Origin of the sequence: Actinopolymorpha rutila (assembly GCF_013407855.1) — a bacterium.
Lineage (GTDB): Bacteria > Actinomycetota > Actinomycetes > Propionibacteriales > Actinopolymorphaceae > Actinopolymorpha > Actinopolymorpha rutila.
The window spans coordinates 2,747,265-2,763,421 of record NZ_JACBZH010000001.1; the positions used below are offsets into that span (position 1 = coordinate 2,747,265).

The 16,157-nt window shown below is 72.9% G+C and carries 15 protein-coding genes and 1 riboswitch; of the genes, 2 read left to right on the forward strand and 13 right to left on the reverse strand.

Features of this window, described 5'->3' with window-relative positions; all coding sequences use genetic code 11:
• Positions 1-27: 27 nt before the first annotated feature.
• The 5 genes from F4554_RS12300 to F4554_RS12320 are packed head-to-tail and all read right to left on the reverse strand — an operon-like array spanning position 28 to position 5,821.
• Positions 28-1,722 (reverse strand): dipeptide ABC transporter ATP-binding protein, encoded by a 1,695-nt coding sequence (locus tag F4554_RS12300; RefSeq protein ID WP_179787505.1) that lies wholly within the window; start codon positions 1,720-1,722, stop codon positions 28-30.
• The gene (locus F4554_RS12305) at positions 1,719-2,600 is read right to left on the reverse strand and encodes an ABC transporter permease (protein WP_179787506.1); all 882 of its coding nucleotides are present in this window, start codon (positions 2,598-2,600) and stop codon (positions 1,719-1,721) included. The genes F4554_RS12300 and F4554_RS12305 overlap by 4 nt, the downstream gene beginning before the upstream one ends.
• The gene (locus F4554_RS12310; protein WP_179787507.1) at positions 2,597-3,544 is read right to left on the reverse strand and encodes an ABC transporter permease subunit; all 948 of its coding nucleotides are present in this window, start codon (positions 3,542-3,544) and stop codon (positions 2,597-2,599) included. Before F4554_RS12310 ends, F4554_RS12305 begins: the two co-directional genes overlap by 4 nt.
• 4 nt (positions 3,545-3,548) lie before the next feature.
• Complete coding sequence (locus F4554_RS12315) at positions 3,549-5,069, reverse strand: ABC transporter substrate-binding protein (RefSeq protein ID WP_179787508.1); 1,521 nt, start codon at positions 5,067-5,069, stop codon at positions 3,549-3,551.
• 59 nt (positions 5,070-5,128) lie between these two features.
• Positions 5,129-5,821: an HAD-IA family hydrolase gene (locus tag F4554_RS12320; protein WP_337795996.1), complete on the reverse strand. Its 693-nt coding sequence runs from the start codon at positions 5,819-5,821 to the stop codon at positions 5,129-5,131.
• Between the two features lie 112 nt (positions 5,822-5,933).
• Between F4554_RS12320 and F4554_RS12325 the strand changes: the two genes are divergently transcribed.
• On the forward strand, positions 5,934-7,277 hold the full coding sequence (locus tag F4554_RS12325) for a hydroxyacid-oxoacid transhydrogenase (protein WP_179787510.1): 1,344 nt from the start codon (positions 5,934-5,936) through the stop codon (positions 7,275-7,277).
• Positions 7,278-7,406: 129 nt separating this feature from the next.
• On the opposite strand, the gene F4554_RS12330 is transcribed toward F4554_RS12325, so the two are convergent.
• On the reverse strand, positions 7,407-8,285 hold the full coding sequence (locus tag F4554_RS12330; RefSeq protein WP_179787511.1) for a hypothetical protein: 879 nt from the start codon (positions 8,283-8,285) through the stop codon (positions 7,407-7,409).
• Complete coding sequence (locus F4554_RS12335; RefSeq protein ID WP_179787512.1) at positions 8,285-8,680, reverse strand: hypothetical protein; 396 nt, start codon at positions 8,678-8,680, stop codon at positions 8,285-8,287. Before F4554_RS12335 ends, F4554_RS12330 begins: the two co-directional genes overlap by 1 nt.
• A gap of 209 nt (positions 8,681-8,889) precedes the next feature.
• Between F4554_RS12335 and F4554_RS12340 the strand changes: the two genes are divergently transcribed.
• Complete coding sequence (locus F4554_RS12340; protein WP_179787513.1) at positions 8,890-9,771, forward strand: helix-turn-helix domain-containing protein; 882 nt, start codon at positions 8,890-8,892, stop codon at positions 9,769-9,771.
• Between the two features lie 20 nt (positions 9,772-9,791).
• Here F4554_RS12340 and F4554_RS12345 read toward each other — a convergent pair whose 3' ends face one another.
• The 6 genes from F4554_RS12345 to F4554_RS12370 form a co-directional block, all read right to left on the reverse strand.
• Positions 9,792-11,534: a PH domain-containing protein gene (locus F4554_RS12345; protein WP_337795997.1), complete on the reverse strand. Its 1,743-nt coding sequence runs from the start codon at positions 11,532-11,534 to the stop codon at positions 9,792-9,794.
• Complete coding sequence (locus F4554_RS33560; protein ID WP_337795998.1) at positions 11,531-12,043, reverse strand: PH domain-containing protein; 513 nt, start codon at positions 12,041-12,043, stop codon at positions 11,531-11,533. Before F4554_RS33560 ends, F4554_RS12345 begins: the two co-directional genes overlap by 4 nt.
• 90 nt (positions 12,044-12,133) lie before the next feature.
• Complete coding sequence (locus F4554_RS12355) at positions 12,134-12,940, reverse strand: energy-coupling factor transporter transmembrane protein EcfT (protein WP_179787514.1); 807 nt, start codon at positions 12,938-12,940, stop codon at positions 12,134-12,136.
• The gene (locus F4554_RS12360; RefSeq protein WP_337795999.1) at positions 12,937-14,499 is read right to left on the reverse strand and encodes an ABC transporter ATP-binding protein; all 1,563 of its coding nucleotides are present in this window, start codon (positions 14,497-14,499) and stop codon (positions 12,937-12,939) included. Before F4554_RS12360 ends, F4554_RS12355 begins: the two co-directional genes overlap by 4 nt.
• Positions 14,496-15,116: an ECF transporter S component gene (locus F4554_RS12365; RefSeq protein ID WP_179787515.1), complete on the reverse strand. Its 621-nt coding sequence runs from the start codon at positions 15,114-15,116 to the stop codon at positions 14,496-14,498. Before F4554_RS12365 ends, F4554_RS12360 begins: the two co-directional genes overlap by 4 nt.
• A 109-nt stretch (positions 15,117-15,225) precedes the next feature.
• Positions 15,226-15,344, reverse strand: a riboswitch (TPP riboswitch).
• Positions 15,345-15,503: 159 nt separating this feature from the next.
• The gene (locus F4554_RS12370; protein ID WP_179787516.1) at positions 15,504-16,139 is read right to left on the reverse strand and encodes a TIGR03085 family metal-binding protein; all 636 of its coding nucleotides are present in this window, start codon (positions 16,137-16,139) and stop codon (positions 15,504-15,506) included.
• Positions 16,140-16,157: the final 18 nt, after the last annotated feature.

Sequence of the window (16,157 nt, forward strand, 5' to 3'; positions counted from 1 at the left end):
ATTCTGCCGCGGAGGATCAGCGCCGGCTCACGAGGACGGTTCGCGATACGGCCGCTCGCCGGCAAGCTCGCCCGCCGTGGCGCCGGCCGGCGCCCTGGACATGCTGGGCACCGCGGCCAGCAATCCTTGCGTGTAAGGGTGTTCGGGCCGGGTGAGGACGCGCTCGGCCGGGCCAAGCTCCACCAGCTCACCCGCGTGCAGGACGGCGACGGTGTCGCAGACCCGGCGTACCACCGACAGGTCGTGCGACACGAACACCAGCGTCAGCCCGAACGAGTCCGCCAGCGACGCGAGCAGGTCCAGCACCTGACCTCGGACCGAGGCGTCCAGGGCGCTGACCGGTTCGTCGGCCACCAGCACCTTCGGGGCGGGCGCCAGCGCGCGGGCGAGGGAGATCCGCTGCCGCTGCCCGCCGGAGAACTGGTGCGGGTAGCGGTCCGCCGCGTCGGCGGGCAGGCCGACGGCGGCGAGCAGGTCGCGCACGCGGGGCAGGTGCGTACGCCAGGCCCGGCCGCGCAGCGCGACCAGCGGCTCGGCGACGATCTCCCCGACCGGCATTCTGGGGTCGAGCGAACCCGTCGGGTCCTGGAAGACCAGTTGCAGGTCCTCGCGCAGGAACCGCAGCCGGCGTTCGGGTACGCCGTCCACCCGCCGACCGGCGAAGTGGACGGTGCCGGCGCTCGGCTGGTCGAGCCCGGCCAGCAGGCGTACCAGCGTCGACTTGCCCGAGCCGGACTCCCCGACAACCCCGAACCGCTGCCCGGCGGCGATGTCGAAGCTCACGTCCCGCAACGCGGGCACCGACGGCGGCGTACGCAGTGACGTACGAGCCCGGCGGTAGGTACGCGACAGTCCGGACACCGACACCATCGGAGGCGACCCGGACTCCCCGCCAGACTGCCCGGCGGCCTCCGGACGCGGCGGTGGGGTGGATCCGCTCAGGTCGGCGGCGTCGACCAGGGCACGCGTGTACGGATGGCGCGGCCGGTTGAACACCTCCGCGACCGGGCCGGTCTCCACGAGTTCGCCGTCCCGCATCACCAGCACCCGGCTGCACACGGTGGCCACCACGGCGAGGTCGTGGGTCACGAACAGCAGCCCGGTGCCGCGGGTCGCGGTGCCGGCCACGATCAGGTCGAGCACCTGCGCCTGAACGGTGACGTCCAGTGCGCTGGTGGGTTCGTCGCACAACAGCACGGCGGGATCGTTGGCCAGTGCGATCGCCAGTACGACTCGCTGGCGCTGGCCGCCCGACAGCTGGTGTGGGTACGCCCGGGCGGCCTCGGCCGGGTCGGGCAGGCGTGCGGCGGAGAGCAGCTCCACCGCCCGGGCCGCCGCCCCCGACCGGCCGAGTTCCGGTCGGTGGATGCGCAGGACCTCGGCCACCTGGTCCCCGACGCGCCGCACCGGGTTGAGCGCCGACATGGGTTCCTGGAACACCATGCCCATCGCCTGCCCGCGCAGCCGCGACATCGCGCGGTCGTCGCGGTCCAGCAGGTTTCCGGGCGTTCCGGCCAGCGCAACCTCGCCTTGCGCGGTGAGCCCCTCGGGCAGCAGGCCCATGACGGCCAGGGTGGTCAGCGACTTCCCGGAGCCGGACTCGCCCACCAGGCCGACGCGTTCGCCCGGCGCGATCGTGAAGCCGACGTCGCGGACGAGTGAGCGGCCGCCGGTCCCGATCCGCAGGCCGGCCACCGTCAACGCCGGCTTGTCAGCGGTCATCGGCTCACCGACCTGGGGTCGTAGCGGTCGCGGAGTCCGTCACCGGCGAGGTTGAAACCGAGTACGGCGAGCATGATGGCCAGGCCCGGCCACAACGCCAGCAGCGGATGCACGAACAACAACTCCTGCGACTCCTGCAGCATCCGGCCCCACGAGGGCGTCGGCGGTGCGGTGCCGAAGCCGAGGAACGACAGCCCGGCCTCGGCGAGCACGGCGATCGCGAACGACACCGACCCCTGCACGATGACCAGCCCGGCGACGTTCGGGAGAACGTGCCGCACCGCGATACCCGGCCCGCGGCGACCGGCGGCGCGGGCCGCGAGCACGTACTCCCGGGCCAGCACCGACAGCGTGCCTGCCCGCACGATCCGGATGTACGCGGGTACGGTCGCCAGGCCGATCGCCACCATCGCGGTGAGCGTGCTGGCCCCGAACACCGCACCGAACATGATCGCCAGCAGCAGTGCGGGAAACGCCATCGCCAGGTCGGTCACCCGGGCGAGCAGCCCACCGACCAGGCCGCGGGACATCCCGGCCCAGATGCCGAGCGGGGTACCCAGCAGGGCGGCCACGCCGACCGCGACGACGCCGACGAACAACGTCGTCCGCGCACCCACCATCAGCCGGCTGGCGATGTCCCGGCCGAACTTGTCGGTGCCCAGCCAGTACGTGCCGTCCGGTCCGAGTAGCCGGTGCGCGGCGTCCACCCGGCTCGGGTCGTGCGGGGTCCACAGGAACGACACCAGGGCAAGGGCGACGACGAGCGCGACGAGGACTCCGCCTGAAAGCAAGGACGGGTTGACACCGCGTCCGCGCTGGTTGACAGTGCCTTCGCGCCGGTCGGCGGCGGTCTCGGGCGCCTCGGGTGCCTCGGTCATGCCGCCCTCCGCAGCCGCGGGTCGAGCACGGCGTACAGCACGTCGACGACGTAGTTGACCACCAGCACCGCGACGACCAGCACCATCACCACTCCCTGGACCAGCAGCAGGTCGCGGTTGGCCACTCCGTCCAGCAGCAGGCTGCCCAGGCCCGGGATGACGAACACGCGTTCCACCACGATCGCCCCGACCAGCAGCGTGGCCAGTTGCAGGCCGAGGACGGTGGTCACCGGGATGGCGGCGTTGCGCAGCCCGTGCCGCACCAGCGCCCGGCCCAGGGTGAGGCCCTTCGCGCGCACCGTCCGCAGATAGTCCTCGCGCAGCACGTCGAGCACGGCCGTGCGGACGTAGCGGGCGAGGATCGCGGCCTGCGCCAGGCCGAGCGCGCCCGCCGGCAGGACGAGCTGCCGGACGAACTGCCCGGGGTCCTCCGCCGGTGGAGTCCAGCCGCCCGCCGGCAGCCAGCCCAGGCGTACGGAGAAGATCGCGACCGCCAGCACCCCGGTCAGGAACGCCGGCACCGCGATGCCGAGCTGGCTCAGCGCCGACAGTGCCAGCCCCCGCAGCCGCCGGTGGTGGACGGCCATCACGGTGCCGACGGGTACGGCGACCAGCACGGCGACCACCATGGCGGCGCCGACCAGCCACAGCGTCACCAGCAACCGGTCGAGCACCTGCGGTCCGATCGGCGTCCGGGTGACGTAGGAGACGCCGAAGTCACCGACGAACAACCCGCGCGCCCAGTCGGCGTACTGCGCGACCAGCGGCCGGTCGGTGCCGAACTCCCGCCGCAGCGCAGCGACCGCCCTCGGGGTGGCGTTGACGCCGAGCGCGACCCGAGCGGGGTCGCCGGGCAGCACCGCCATGAACGCGAACACCACCACGCTGGCGGCCACGACGCTGCCGGCGAACACCCCGGTCCGGGTCAGGAGGCGGAACAGCACGACGTCAGGACCGCGCCCAGGACACGGCGGTGAGGTCGAACGCCTCCGACACGACGTTGGTCGGCAGCCCGCGCACGGCGGGGTCGGCGACCATCAGGTTGGGCAGCAGGAACAGCCAGTCCGCGGCCGCGTCGTCGGTGATGGTGCGGGCGACCTGCTTCATCCGGGCGACCTGGACGGCGGGGGTGCCCGCGTCGGCCTGGTCGAGCAGCTCGCGCACCCGCGGGTTGTCGTACCGCCAGTAGTAGTCCGGGTTTCCCCACGAGGTGATGTCGCGCGGCTCGACGTGGGCGATGATCGACAGGTCGTAGTCGGCCTTGGTGAAAACCACGTCCAGCCACCGGGCCGGAAACTCCAGCTCGTCGATCTTCGCGGTCACCCCGACGTCGGCGAGCTGGCTCTTCACCACCTGTGCGCTGGCCACCGCGTAGGGCAGGTTGGGGATCCGCAGCCGCAGCGTCAGCTTTGGATGCCCGGCCTGGGCGAGCAGCCGCCGCGCCTTCGCCGGGTCGTACGGATAGGTGCCGGACAGGTTCTCGTACCACGGGTCGGTCGGCGGAACCATCGACCCGATCAGCGTGCCGTGCCCGGCCCAGGCGGTGTCAAGGACGGCTTTACGGTCGATCGCGTACGACAGTGCCTGCCGGACCCGGCGGTCCGTCAACGGCGGCCTGGCGTTGTTGTACGACAGCACCACCTCGGCGTTGCTGGTGCCCTCGATCACGTGATATTTCGAGCGATCCTTGAACTCCGCCAGGCTTTCCGGCGCCTGCACCGTGCTCACCACGTGGATGCCGCCGGTGCGCATCGCGTTGTTCATCGCGGTGGGATCCTTGAAGTACTTCAGCGTCACCTGGCGCATCGCCGGCTTGGTGCCCCAGTAGTCCTTCCTGGCCTTCAGCACCAGTTCGTCGCCGCGGTCCCAGTGGTCGAGCACGTACGGCCCCGTGCCCACGGGTGTGGTGGCGAGCTTCGACACGCCGGTACGCGAGAACATCGCGCCGATCCGGGTGGTCATCGCGAACAACCACTGGTTGCTCGGCCGCTTCAGCGTCACCACCAGGGAGGTGGGGGAGGTGGCCCGCGCGTCCTGCACGACGTCCATGCCGGCCTTCAGCGAGGTTGTCCAGCCGGTCTTGACACGGTTGATGCTGAACGCCGCGTCCTGCGCGGTGAACGGCCTGCCGTCGGAGAAGGTCACACCCTTTCGCAGGGTGAACGTGTAGGTGCGCCGGTCCGCGCTGACCTTCCACCCGCCGGCCAGCAGGGGAACGATCCTGCCGTGTGCGTCCAGCTTGACCAGGCCCTCGTAGACGTTGACCAGCAGCGCCTGCGGGATGGCCGCGCCGTCGTTGCGGGTGAAGTCCAGGCTCACCGGCTCGGCGATGAAGCCGACCGAGAGCGTGTCGCCCTGGTCCTTACGGTCGCTGTCGCCGGTCGTGCGGCTGCCAGCCGAGCATGCCGCCGTGAGCGTCAACGCGACGAGGGCGCCGATGATCGCCGAGCGCCGGGGGATCCTCCCCATCGCCTACCTCCTGTGGGTGTGCCCTGCATGCCGTGGGGTCACGCGGGCGGTCACCCCGATCATGCCCCGTCGGCCACCGAGATGGTGAGGCCATCGCCGTCAACCTCGACCCGGACGTTCTGTAGGTCCCCGACAACCACGTCGGCGTCGAGCTCGGCCCGCTCGTAGTGGGTGGTCACCGCGACGGTCGCCATTCCGGCGGCGCGCGCGGAGGTCAGGCCCGCGGGTGCGTCCTCCACGACCACACAGCGTTCGGGTGCGATGCCGAGGCGCTTGGCGCCGAGGAGGTACGGCTCCGGGTCGGGCTTGCCGTGGCGTACGTCGTCCGCGCTGACCAGGGTGTCCGGCACCGGGAGGCCGGCAACCCGCAGGCGGGCCCTCGCCACAGCGCGGTTACCGGACGTGACGATGGTCCACCGCCCGGCCGGAAGCGAGGAGACGAACGCCTGTGCGCCCGGCAGTGCCACGATCCCGGTCACGTCCTCGACCTCGAGCTCGTCGATCCGGGCCTGCGCGGCCGCGATCCGATCCGGCGGGACCAGCGCGGCGACGATCGCGGACGAGGTGAGGCCGTGGCCGAGGACCTGGGCGAAGTCCTGCTGGGTCAGCTCCTGCTCGATGGCCCAGGTCGTCCACGAGCGGCGAAGGGCCTCGGTGGAGTCGACCAGGGTGCCGTCCAGGTCGAGCAGGACGGCTTCGGCGCGCAGGGCCGGGGCGCTCGCGGGTTCGCGGTCGATGTGGGGATGAGTCACGTCGACCGACCGTACCTCGCCCGCTCGGCGGGGCGTTCCCCGGTTGCGTGCCCGTGCCGGGTGCGTCACTGTCGCTGGAACGGGACGTACGGCGAGCGAGGGAGCGGCCACGATGCGGGACACCGGGGCAGACATCGGGGCAGACACCGAGGCAGACACCGAGGCAGACATCGAGGTCGGCACACCGACCGGGACGGAGACCGTCTTCACCTGGGGCGGGCCCGCGCTGAAGTTCGGCGCCGGTGCGGTGGCCGAGATCGGGTACGACGTCGCCCAGCTCGGCGCCTCCCGCGTCCTGGTGCTCACCGACCCCGGCGTCGCCGCCACCGGCGTACCCGACCGGGTGGTCGACTCCCTGCGCGCCGCCGGCCTGGCCGCGGAGCTGTTCACCGGCGTCCACGTGGAACCCACCGACCAGAGCATCGCGGCCGCGGTGGACTTCGCCCGCGACGGCGGCTGGGACGGCTTCGTCGGCGTGGGCGGCGGCTCGGCGATCGACACCGCCAAGGCGGTCGACCTGCTGACGTCCCACCCGGCCGACCTGGCCGACTACCTGAACGCGCCGATCGGCAAGGGGCTCGCACCGGCCGGGCCGCTCGCCCCGCTGGTGGCGGTCCCCACCACCGCCGGCACCGGGGCGGAGAGCACGGCCGTCTGCGTCCTCGACGTCCTCGACCTGCGGGTGAAGACCGGCATCAGCCATCCGCGGCTGCGGCCCGCGCTCGCCGTCGTCGACCCGGAGGTGACCCTCACGCTGCCACCGGGAGTCACCGCGGCCACCGGGTTCGACATCCTCTGCCACGCGCTGGAGTCCTACACCGCCCGCCCGTACGACGCGTACCCGAAGCGCCGCCCGGAGGAACGCGTCGCCTACTGCGGCGCGAACCCGGTCTCCGACGTGTGGATCCGGCAGACCCTGCCGCTGCTCGCCCGGTCGTTCCGGACCGCCCACCGGGCAGGCGACGACCTCGCCGCGCGCACCGACATGCTGCAGGCCGCGTTGTTCGCCGGGCTGGGGTTCGGGAACGCGGGGGTGCACATCCCGCACGCCTGCGCCTACCCGATCGCCGGCCGGGTGCGCGACTTCCGCCCGCCCGACTACCCCGACGCCGAGCCGATGGTCCCGCACGGCATGTCGGTGGTGCTGACCGCGCCGGCGGCGTTCCGGCGTACGTACGAGGCGAACCCCGAGCGGCACCTGTGGGCGGCACACGTCCTCGACCCCGAGACCGACGCGGTGGCGGAGCCGTGCGAGCGGCTGCCCGCGGCGGTCACCCGGCTGATGCGCGACACCGGCATGCCGAACGGTCTGTCGGAGGTGGGGTACGCCGAGGCCGACATAGCCGACCTCGTGGACGGGGCGAGCCGTCAGCATCGGCTGCTGTCCATCGCCCCGATCGACGTCGGCGACCACGTGCTCGCCGACGTCCTGAAGGACTCGCTCACCCTGTGGTGACCAGTGACCAGTGACCAGTGACCAGTGACCAGTGACCGGTCACGTCGTACACCGCCTTCCCCGCAGCCCAGGGTCAGCAGCGCAGGCGACGGGCGGGGCGCCGGTGGCCGGTGCCCCGCCGCGAGGGGGTCAGAGGCGCCAGATCCGGCCGGAGCAGCGGTGGCCCAGCCAGGCGAACTGGCCGAACGACGTCACGCTGAGCCCGAACCGCTCGAACGTCGGCCGGCCCTGTTCGTCCCACCACCGCAACGCCGACTCGACCTCCCGCCACAGAAGGCGCGGGCCGTGTTGTTCGACCCGGACCTCGCCGGAGGGCAGCCGCAGGGCCGACGCGCAGGAGCTGTCGTCGTACACCCAGTGCCGCGTCGTGGCGGTGTCCGGTGCGGTGCCGGCGGTGGCGCATCCTTCGTGCCGGCCCGGTCCGGTCCGTGCCCAGCGCAGGTGCGGCAGCCGGATCCCCAGCCCGAACAACGCCGCCGGGTCCGCCCAGATCGCCTCCGGGTCGAGCGTGGTCGTGGTGTGGTACCACGGCACCGCGCCCTCGGCCTCGGCCACGACCGATGCCTGCGCGCAGGCATCGGGTGCGCCGCTCCAGCCGACGAAGTGCCCGGTGGCCCGGCCGTCCTCGGTGACGGTGAGGTGCGCCTCGACCGAGCCGGCGAACGGGTTGCGCCACGACACGACCAGCCGGCCGCCCGGGCGTACGAGCTGAATCCAGGCGTACGGAACTCTCGGGACCGGCTCGACCGCCACCACGCTGTCGTAGGACGCGAGGTCGGCGTCCGCGGGGACGGGCTGGTCCGGGTCGATCCGCAGCGTGCGCGGTGCGCGGTGCGGGGAGTCCTCGTGCCCCGGACGTGAACGCGAACCCGAACGTGTACGCGAACCCGAACGCGCATGCGAACCCGAGGACGAACCGGTGGGGGTGCCGGCGCGCGGGCCGGTGGCGGTGGCGATGGTGCGCTCCTCCTCGGTGGCTGCACCGAACACGGGCGGAGGGGTGGACATCAGGGGGCCTCCTGGCTGGGGTGCTCGGGGGCGGAGCACCTGGGGGTGGACAGCTGGGCGTGCGCCCACGCGGCGGGCGGACACAGCCACGGCCGGCGGCAGAAGACGCACAACGGCGGGCGGTCGTGCCCGAGCCAGGGGAGCGAACCCCAGCGGAGCTGCCAGCGGAACGGGTCCCGGTCCGGTCGGTGGATCGACGCGAGATCGCTCGCGCGGTGATCCAGTTCGGTCAGTGCCTCGGTGAGAGCCTCGGGGTCGACGTCGGTGATGACCTCGGTGCCGACCTCGGTTTCCGGCCGCGGAGGCCGGTCATGCTGGGGTAGGAGGAAGCCGACATCGGGGTACGACGTCGGCAACCAGCCCGAATGCCCCAGCCTCTCGGGTGTCGTTGCCATCGCACGAACCTCCCCCGTGGAGTGATGGCTCTGGGTACACGAACCTGAGTCGACCGTAATCCCGAGCAACGCCACCTACAACATCAATGCGTAAATTTGCACTTGTGTCGTGCGGTACGGGTTGGGCTGAACCTGGTGCGAAGACGGACTATTTCCCGCAATATCGAATGACAAAACATCTGCTGGCCACGCCAAACGGGGAAAGACGCATGCCGAGTACGAAACCTCCCACGATCCAGCGCCGCCGGCTCGCCGCGGAGCTACGGATGTTCCGCGAACGCGCCCAGGTGACGTTGGAGGAGGTCGCCGCGAAGACGGGCTGGTCGGTCGCCAAGATCAGCCGAATCGAGACCGCGGTCGTCGGGGTCGGCCTGAAGGACCTCAACCTGCTCCTCGACCTCTACAACGTCGAGGAGGGCCGCCGCACGGCCATTCTCAGCAAGACCCGGACCGCACGGACCAAGGGCTGGTGGGACGCCTACGCGGAGTTCCTGCCCAGCGACTACGTCGACTACATCGAGCTCGAGGCACAGCTCGCCGGCATGCGCTCGTACAGCGCGCACGTGATCCACGGCCTGATGCAGACCGAGGACTACGCCCGCGAGATCATCCGCGGCGCCACGATGGGCCTGTCCTCGCCGTCCGAGATCGACCGGCGGGTCGAGGCACGGATGACCCGGCAGCGCCTGTTGGCCCGCGAGGCGGACCCATTTCGCTTCTGGCTGGTCATCGCCGAGCCCGCGCTGACCTGGATGGTCGGGTCGGCCAAGGTGATGGCCGAGCAGTACGACCGGCTGCGCGAGTACGCCGAACGCGGCACCGTGACGGTCCAGGTGCTGCCCGCCTCGGCGGGCGCGCACCCGGCCAGCGCCGGCTCGTTCGACATCCTCGAGTTTCCCAACCCGCACGAGCCGGAGGCGGTGTACGTCGAGACGATGACCGCCAACCGCTACGTCGAGAGCCACGCCGAGGTCTACCGCCACAGCCTGGCGTTCGACCACCTGCGGGCGATGGCGCTCAGCCCCGCGGACTCGGTTACCTACTTCGTGCGAGCCGCCGAGCGCGTGCTCGACGAGGCCACCGACGAGTGACCTCTCAGCCGTCGGAACGGTCAGGCGACCGAACGGTCGGCCTCCGGCTGGTCGGCGGGCCGGACCAGGAACGGCGTCAGCAGACCGGGCACGGCGGCGTCGGCCACCCGGACCGCCTCGGAGGTGTCGACGTCCGGGATCTCGTAGTGCTGGCGTCCGGCCGCGGTGGTCGCGACCAGCGTCGTCAGCCCCACCCGGCGCTGGAAGTACGACTGCCGGAGGTTCCACCCCAGTACGCCGTCGCAGGTCAGCACGTTGCGCCGGCGTACGAGCGAACCGAACCGGCAGACCAGCACACCGTCCCGTAGCGCGTGACCGAGGCTGCGCGCCCGGTCCACGGCGACCAGCGCGGCGCAGGGGAGCAGCACCAGCGAGGCCTGCCACACCCATGAGGGAAGCCCGGCGACCCGGTGCAGGACGGCCAGGACGGCGACCAGCAGCGCGGTCGGCCAGAGTGCGCGGGTGAACCTTCGCCGTACGGCCTTCGGCCCGTGCGGGAGGAGTGGCGTGGCGTACGGCTCGACTCCGCCGAACACGTCACCGGCCACCCGCAGGGCGACCTTGCGCGGTGCCGGGGGAAGCAGCAGCGAGCCGCCGCGTTCGGCGCCCCGGCCGACCCGCAGCCCGGTGGCGATGGCGATGCACCTTGCCCCGCCGACGAGCCGCAGGGACAGCGGCTCGCTGAGCTCGACGCCGCGCATCCGGCGCTCCTCGATGCTGGTGGCGCGGGTGGTGATCAGGCCGCGGTTGACATGCAGGGTCCCGCCCGGATGCCGGGTGAGCCGGTAGTTCCAGAACGCCAGGACGTAGGCCAGCGTGGACGCGAGGACGCAGACGGCCAGCAGCAGGACGACCACCTCGACCGCTCCCACCAGCCAGCCCGCGCCGCGTACCTGGTCCAGCAGCTCGCGGACCGGGCCGACCTTGCCCAGGTCGATCTTCGCCTCCGACACCGCGCGGGAACCGAAGCCGACGACCACGCCGACGGTCAGCAGCCCGGACAGCGTGAACGGCCCGTACCTCACCCATCGCGGGTCGAGGGTGGCCAGCCTGATCTCCCGCCCCGAGGCGCTCGCCGATGCCGGCGTTGGTCGCGGTGCCGATGCCGGCGTTGGTCGCGGTGCCGATGCCGGCGTTGGTCGCGGTGCCGATGCCGGCGCTGGTTCGGGTGTGGCTGCGCCTTCGGGCGCGGTGGCGGGCACGGGCGTGGCTCCCGCCGGGAGCCGGTGCAGGAGCTCCTCGCGCAGCCGGTGGGCGTCCGGGCCGGCGAGGGCGTCCAGCTTCAGCCCGCTCTCGCCCTTGCGGTCCGAACGGCCGGTGCCGATCTCGACCCGGGCCAGCCCCACCACCCGGTGCATCGCGTTCGCGGTGACGTCGACGGTGCGCACCCGGTCGCGGGGGACGGTCAGCACCCGGCGGCGCAACAGACCGCGGCGGACCTGCACGTGTGTGGGAGAGATGCGGTAGGTGGTGGTGAACCACCGCAGCGTTCCGAGGGCGACCACGAGGACCAGGCCGACCAGGCCCCACAGCGGGCCGTGCCCGCTGGTGCTCCCGGCCACCACGGCACCGATCAGGGCGGGGAAGGACCGGACGAGTTCCTGCACGGGGTGGACCGCGAGCATCCGCGGGCTCAGCCGCCGCCAGCCCGCGGTGTCGGTCGCGTTCGCCGCGGCGGGTGGGGCGCCGGTGTGCTCGGCGTGCTCGGTGTGGTCCGCGCGTTCGGTCTGGTCGCCGTCCACCGCCGCCGGTCGCTCCGTCACGTCGCGTCCCCCTGGTTGGCCTGGGTGGTGCGGGTGAGCTCGTCGACCAGCCGCTCGGCGGTGTCGCGGTCCAGGCCGTGGATCTTCAGCGGGCCGGCGGCCGAGGCGGTGGTGACGGTGACGTTCGACAGCCCGAAGAGCTGCTCCAGCGGGCCGCGTTCGCTGTCCACCGTCTGGATCCGGGACACCGGTGCGATCCGGCGTTCCTGGTCGAACCATCCGGACTGGGTGTAGACGGCCTCGCCGGTGGCCTCCCAGCGGTGTACGTGGTAGCGCCAGCGCGGCATCACCGTCACGTGGGCGGCGCCGAGGACGACGGTCGCCACCACACCGGTCACCCGCCAGCCGGTGGCGCCGCCGCCGAGGATCCACCACCCGACCTGTACGGCGAGCAGCAGCACCCAGCCGGCACCCGCCCGGGCGGTCCAGTACCGCCTGGCCCGAGGAGCGACGCGGTGCCGCGGTGGACGGAGCTCGAGCTCGGGCTGGCGTTCGTCGGCGATCGTCACCCGCTCAGTGTGACGAAGGTGCGACGGCCGGTCCTGTGTGGGTCGGGCGGGCCGGACCCGTGACAGATGTCAGGGGTCCAGGAGTGCCCGCTACCAGAACAGGAACCGCCAGGTGCCCAGGACGACACTGACCGCGGTGGCGCCCGCGACGACCGCGACCGTGGCGGCGACGAACACCCAGTCCGCGCGCCGCAGCGGCCGGGGCCGGGCGAGCGTGCGGTCCGGCCGGTCGGTGAAGCCGCGCGACTCCATCGCGGTCGCCAGCCGGACCCCACGCCGGATCGCCACCACCAGCAGGGCGAACACACCGGAGGCGAACAACCGCGCCCGGCGTACCGGCGACCGGCCGGCGTCCAGCCCCCGCGCGCGGCGGGCGAGCAGCAGCGTCCGCCACTCGTCGCCGAGCACCGGCAGCAGCCGGAACGCCGCCAGCGCGCCGAACGTGAACCGAGGTGGCGTACGGAAGTGCTGCACCAGCGCGTCGGCGAACTCGGTCGGGTCGGTGGAGGCGAACGCCACCACCCCCGGCAGCGCGATGGCGAGCACCCGGGTCACCACCGAGACGGTGGCCAGCACGCTCTGGCTGGACACCTGCAGCGGACCGGCATCGAGCCACACCGTTCCGCCGGTCTGGTCGGTGAACAGCAGGGTGGACAACGCCAGCCCGGCGACGGTGACGAACAGCAGCACTAGCCGGCGGAGAAGGATCCGCCAGCGCAGGCCGGCCGCCGCGATGGCCGCCAGTTCGGCGCCGAGGACGAGGGCAGGCGTCACCGCATCGGCCGTGACCAGCAGCCCGGCCAGGATCACGAACGCCGCGACGATCTTGGTGACCGGATTCAGCCGGCTGACCGGTGCGTTCGGGTCGGTGACGATCGGTTCGGCGAGGACGCTCACCCGATCACCCGCCCGGACCGCACGCGGATCTCCCGGTCCGCGAGCACGGCGATCAGGTCGCGGTCGTGGCTCACGCAGCAGATCGCGTGACCGTCCTCGCGCAGCTCGGCGAGCAGGTCGACCAGCTCACCCCAGGTACGCCGGTCCTGCCCGAACGTCGGCTCGTCCAGGACGAGGACCCGCGGCCCGGTCGCCAGCGCGGTGCCCACCGACAGCCGGCGCTTTTCCCCGCCGGACAGAGTGAACGGGTTCGCGTCGGCCAGGTGGTCCAGGGCGAGCCGGTGCAGGAGCTCGTCCACCCGGCGGCCGGCGTCCTCGGGGGAGAGGCCGGCGAGCCGGGGCCCGAGGGCGAGCTCGGCCCGCACGCTCGCGGCGAGAAACTGGTGTTCGGGATCCTGGAACACCGTGCCCACCACGCGTACCAGCTGCGCCGCGCGCCAGCGGTGCAACGGCCGGCGCCCGGCGGCGAGCCCGGGTGACAGGTCGGGGGAGACGGTCACCTCACCCGCCGACGGTGCGAGCAGGCCGGCCGTGAGCATGGCGAGGGTGGACTTGCCGGAGCCGTTCGCGCCGGAAACGGCGACCACCTCACCGGCGGACAGCCGCAGGCCGGCGTCGGAGAGTGCGGGCCGGTCCGCGGCCGGATAGGTGTAGCCGAGCGACGTGGCGGTGAGCAGGCCGGTCGGGGTGGTCGGCGCAGTCGTGGTGGCCGCTGAGCTCGCCGGCTCGAGTGCGGGCGCGGGTGCGGACGCGGGCAGGCGGGGCGACGGGACCTCGCCCGGGATCCACACTCCGGCCGCGGCCAGCGACCCGTGGTCGGCGGCGAAGACCTTCTCCGGGGTTCCGTCGGCGAGCACGCCGCCGCCGGAGCGGAGCACCACCACCCGGTCCATCTGCGGAAGCCAGTCGCCGACCCGGTGGTCGACCACGACCAGCGTCGCTCCGGTGGCCGCGACCACCTGGTCGACGGCCCGGCGTACGAGTGCCGCCCCGTCGGGGTCGAGGTTGGCGGTCGGCTCGTCCAGCAGGATCAGGTCCGGGCGCAGCGCCACCACTCCGGCCAGGACGAGCCGCTGCTTCTCCCCGCCGGACAGCCGCCCGGTCGGGTGGTCCCGGCCGTACGGGAAACCGGTCAGCGCGAGTGCCTCGTCGACCCGCGACCAGATGCGCTCGGTGGGCACGGCGCGGTTCTCCAGGCCGAACGCCACGTCGTCGCCGGCCCGGGCCATCACCAGCTGCGTCTCCGGATCCTGGAACGCCAGGCCGATCCGGTCGCGGACCTGCTGCGGAGGCGAGCCGCCGACCAGCAGGGTCCCCTCGACGTCGCCGGCCTGTTCGGCGTCGAGCAGGCCGGCGAGGCCGGTGAGCAGGGTGCTCTTGCCGCCGCCGGACGGACCGGCGAGCAGCACCCGCTCGCCCGGCTCCACGGCGAGGTCGAGGTCGCGGACCGCCCACGTGTGCCGCCCGGCGTACCGGAACGACCACCCGCGGGCCTGGATCGACAGTGCGGAGCCGGGCCCGGACGCGGCCTGCAGGGACGCCGTCGCCGACGCGCTCACCGGGGTGTCTGCTCCCGGCCGGACGCGAACGGCGCCAGGACGCCGGTGGCGGCAAGTGCCCGGACGAGCGCGAACGAGCCGGCCCCGGCGATGACGACGGAGCTCACCACGACGAGGACGCCGTACACGAGCTGCCAGGTCGGCGCCCACGCGACGTTGTAGAGCACGTTGTCCATCACGGCCGGGACGAGGCCGGCGACCGCGCCGGCGAGCAGCGCCACCGGCAGCCGCCACCTGCGGTAGCGGAACGCCGCGAAGACGAGTTCCGCGCCCAGGCCCTGGACCAGGCCGTACAGGATGATCGCCAGTGGGCTGTCCACGCCGAGCAGGACCGAGACGACGGCCGCGACGAGTTCGGTGAACACCGCGGCGCCCGGCTTGCGGATCAGCAGCCCGCCGAGGACGCCGGGGAGCAGCCACATGCCGTAGATCACCGCCTGGGCCGGCTTGAAGCCGACGAAGACGGGGGTGACCGCGTTGTACAGCACGCCCCACGCGACGAACACCACACCGAAGGCCACCGCGACCACGGCGGCGACGATGATGTCGACGGTGCGCCACCGTCGGTTGACGGGCTGCTGACCGCGCGTCGCGGTCGAGGTCGCATCCTGGGTCATGAACGTCCTCCCTGCACCGGGGAGGAGACGCGGCCGAGTGCCACAGGTCCGGCTCGCCGCGCGGAGCTCCGCGCCCGATCGGTCGATCGGCCGGGAGCGGGCCCGGTGACGAACGGACAGACCGACTTCCTGCGCTGGCATTACCCAGATCAGGTTCGAGGGTCTGCGGGCGTCGCCATCGCTGGCGGCCCGCACTCTCAGCGCTTCCGCGCTCCCCTGTCGTCTGCTGTTGTCTTGCTGCTGCCTTGCTGACAATTCCGCCCGCAGGCTACACCGGGCCGCCCGGACTCGCCGTGGCCCGGGCAGGTGCCGGCCTCGTGGTCCGCCGAGGCGGGACGCGGCTCGCCCCGAGGACGGGCCTGTCAGGGCGTTGGGTCGTCGGCCCCGTCAGACCCCGAGCGGGGCGTGGGCCAGTGCCTGGACCGCCGCCGGCGGCCCGCCGACCTCGGCCCGGGACACGCCCCTGCGCCCGAACATGTACAACGTGATCTCGCTGGGGAGCCCGGACAGCACGGCGGTCGGCTCGCCGTTGCGAACCCGGGCCGTGGCCCCGTCGGGTCGGGCCACCAGCACTCCGGCGGCGGACCGGCGGAACAGCATCCGGCCGGCACTGCCGACCCGCCGCCACAGGAGGTCCTCGAAGTCGGCCGGCAGGTCGCGCGGAGTCCAGTCCGGCTGGGCTCGCCGTACGTCCTCGTGGTGGACGAAGAACTCCACCGTGTTGGCGGCGCGGTCCACCGCCGCCAGCCGAGCCGGCGACCACGACGGCGGGCCCTGGCGGAACCGGTCGACCAGTTCGGCGTAGCCGAGTCGCCCGACCAGCCCGGTCATGCGTTCCTTCGTCTTACCGGCGAGGGGCGACAGCAGGATGCCCGCGGCGCCCAGCGGGTCACTCTCCCGGATCACCAGGTGGGCGGCGAGGTCGGATGTCGTCCAGTCGGCGCACAGGGTGGGTGCGTCCGGGCCCAGTGCGTCCAGCAGGTCGGCGAGCGCTCGGCGTTCGGCGCGGGCGTGATCAGTCATGCCCCCGATCGTAGGACG

Excerpts from the sequence above, each read along its gene's own strand:
- F4554_RS12300 (WP_179787505.1), bottom strand. The coding sequence starts at position 1,722 with ATGACCGCTGACAAGCCGGCGTTGACGGTGGCCGGCCTGCGGATCGGG.
- F4554_RS12305 (WP_179787506.1), bottom strand. The coding sequence starts at position 2,600 with ATGACCGAGGCACCCGAGGCGCCCGAGACCGCCGCCGACCGGCGCGAA.
- F4554_RS12315 (WP_179787508.1), bottom strand. The coding sequence starts at position 5,069 with ATGGGGAGGATCCCCCGGCGCTCGGCGATCATCGGCGCCCTCGTCGCG.
- F4554_RS12325 (WP_179787510.1), top strand. The coding sequence starts at position 5,934 with ATGCGGGACACCGGGGCAGACATCGGGGCAGACACCGAGGCAGACACC.
- F4554_RS12330 (WP_179787511.1), bottom strand. The coding sequence starts at position 8,285 with ATGTCCACCCCTCCGCCCGTGTTCGGTGCAGCCACCGAGGAGGAGCGC.
- F4554_RS12335 (WP_179787512.1), bottom strand. The coding sequence starts at position 8,680 with ATGGCAACGACACCCGAGAGGCTGGGGCATTCGGGCTGGTTGCCGACG.
- F4554_RS12340 (WP_179787513.1), top strand. The coding sequence starts at position 8,890 with ATGCCGAGTACGAAACCTCCCACGATCCAGCGCCGCCGGCTCGCCGCG.
- F4554_RS12365 (WP_179787515.1), bottom strand. The coding sequence starts at position 15,116 with ATGACCCAGGATGCGACCTCGACCGCGACGCGCGGTCAGCAGCCCGTC.
- F4554_RS12370 (WP_179787516.1), bottom strand. The coding sequence starts at position 16,139 with ATGACTGATCACGCCCGCGCCGAACGCCGAGCGCTCGCCGACCTGCTG.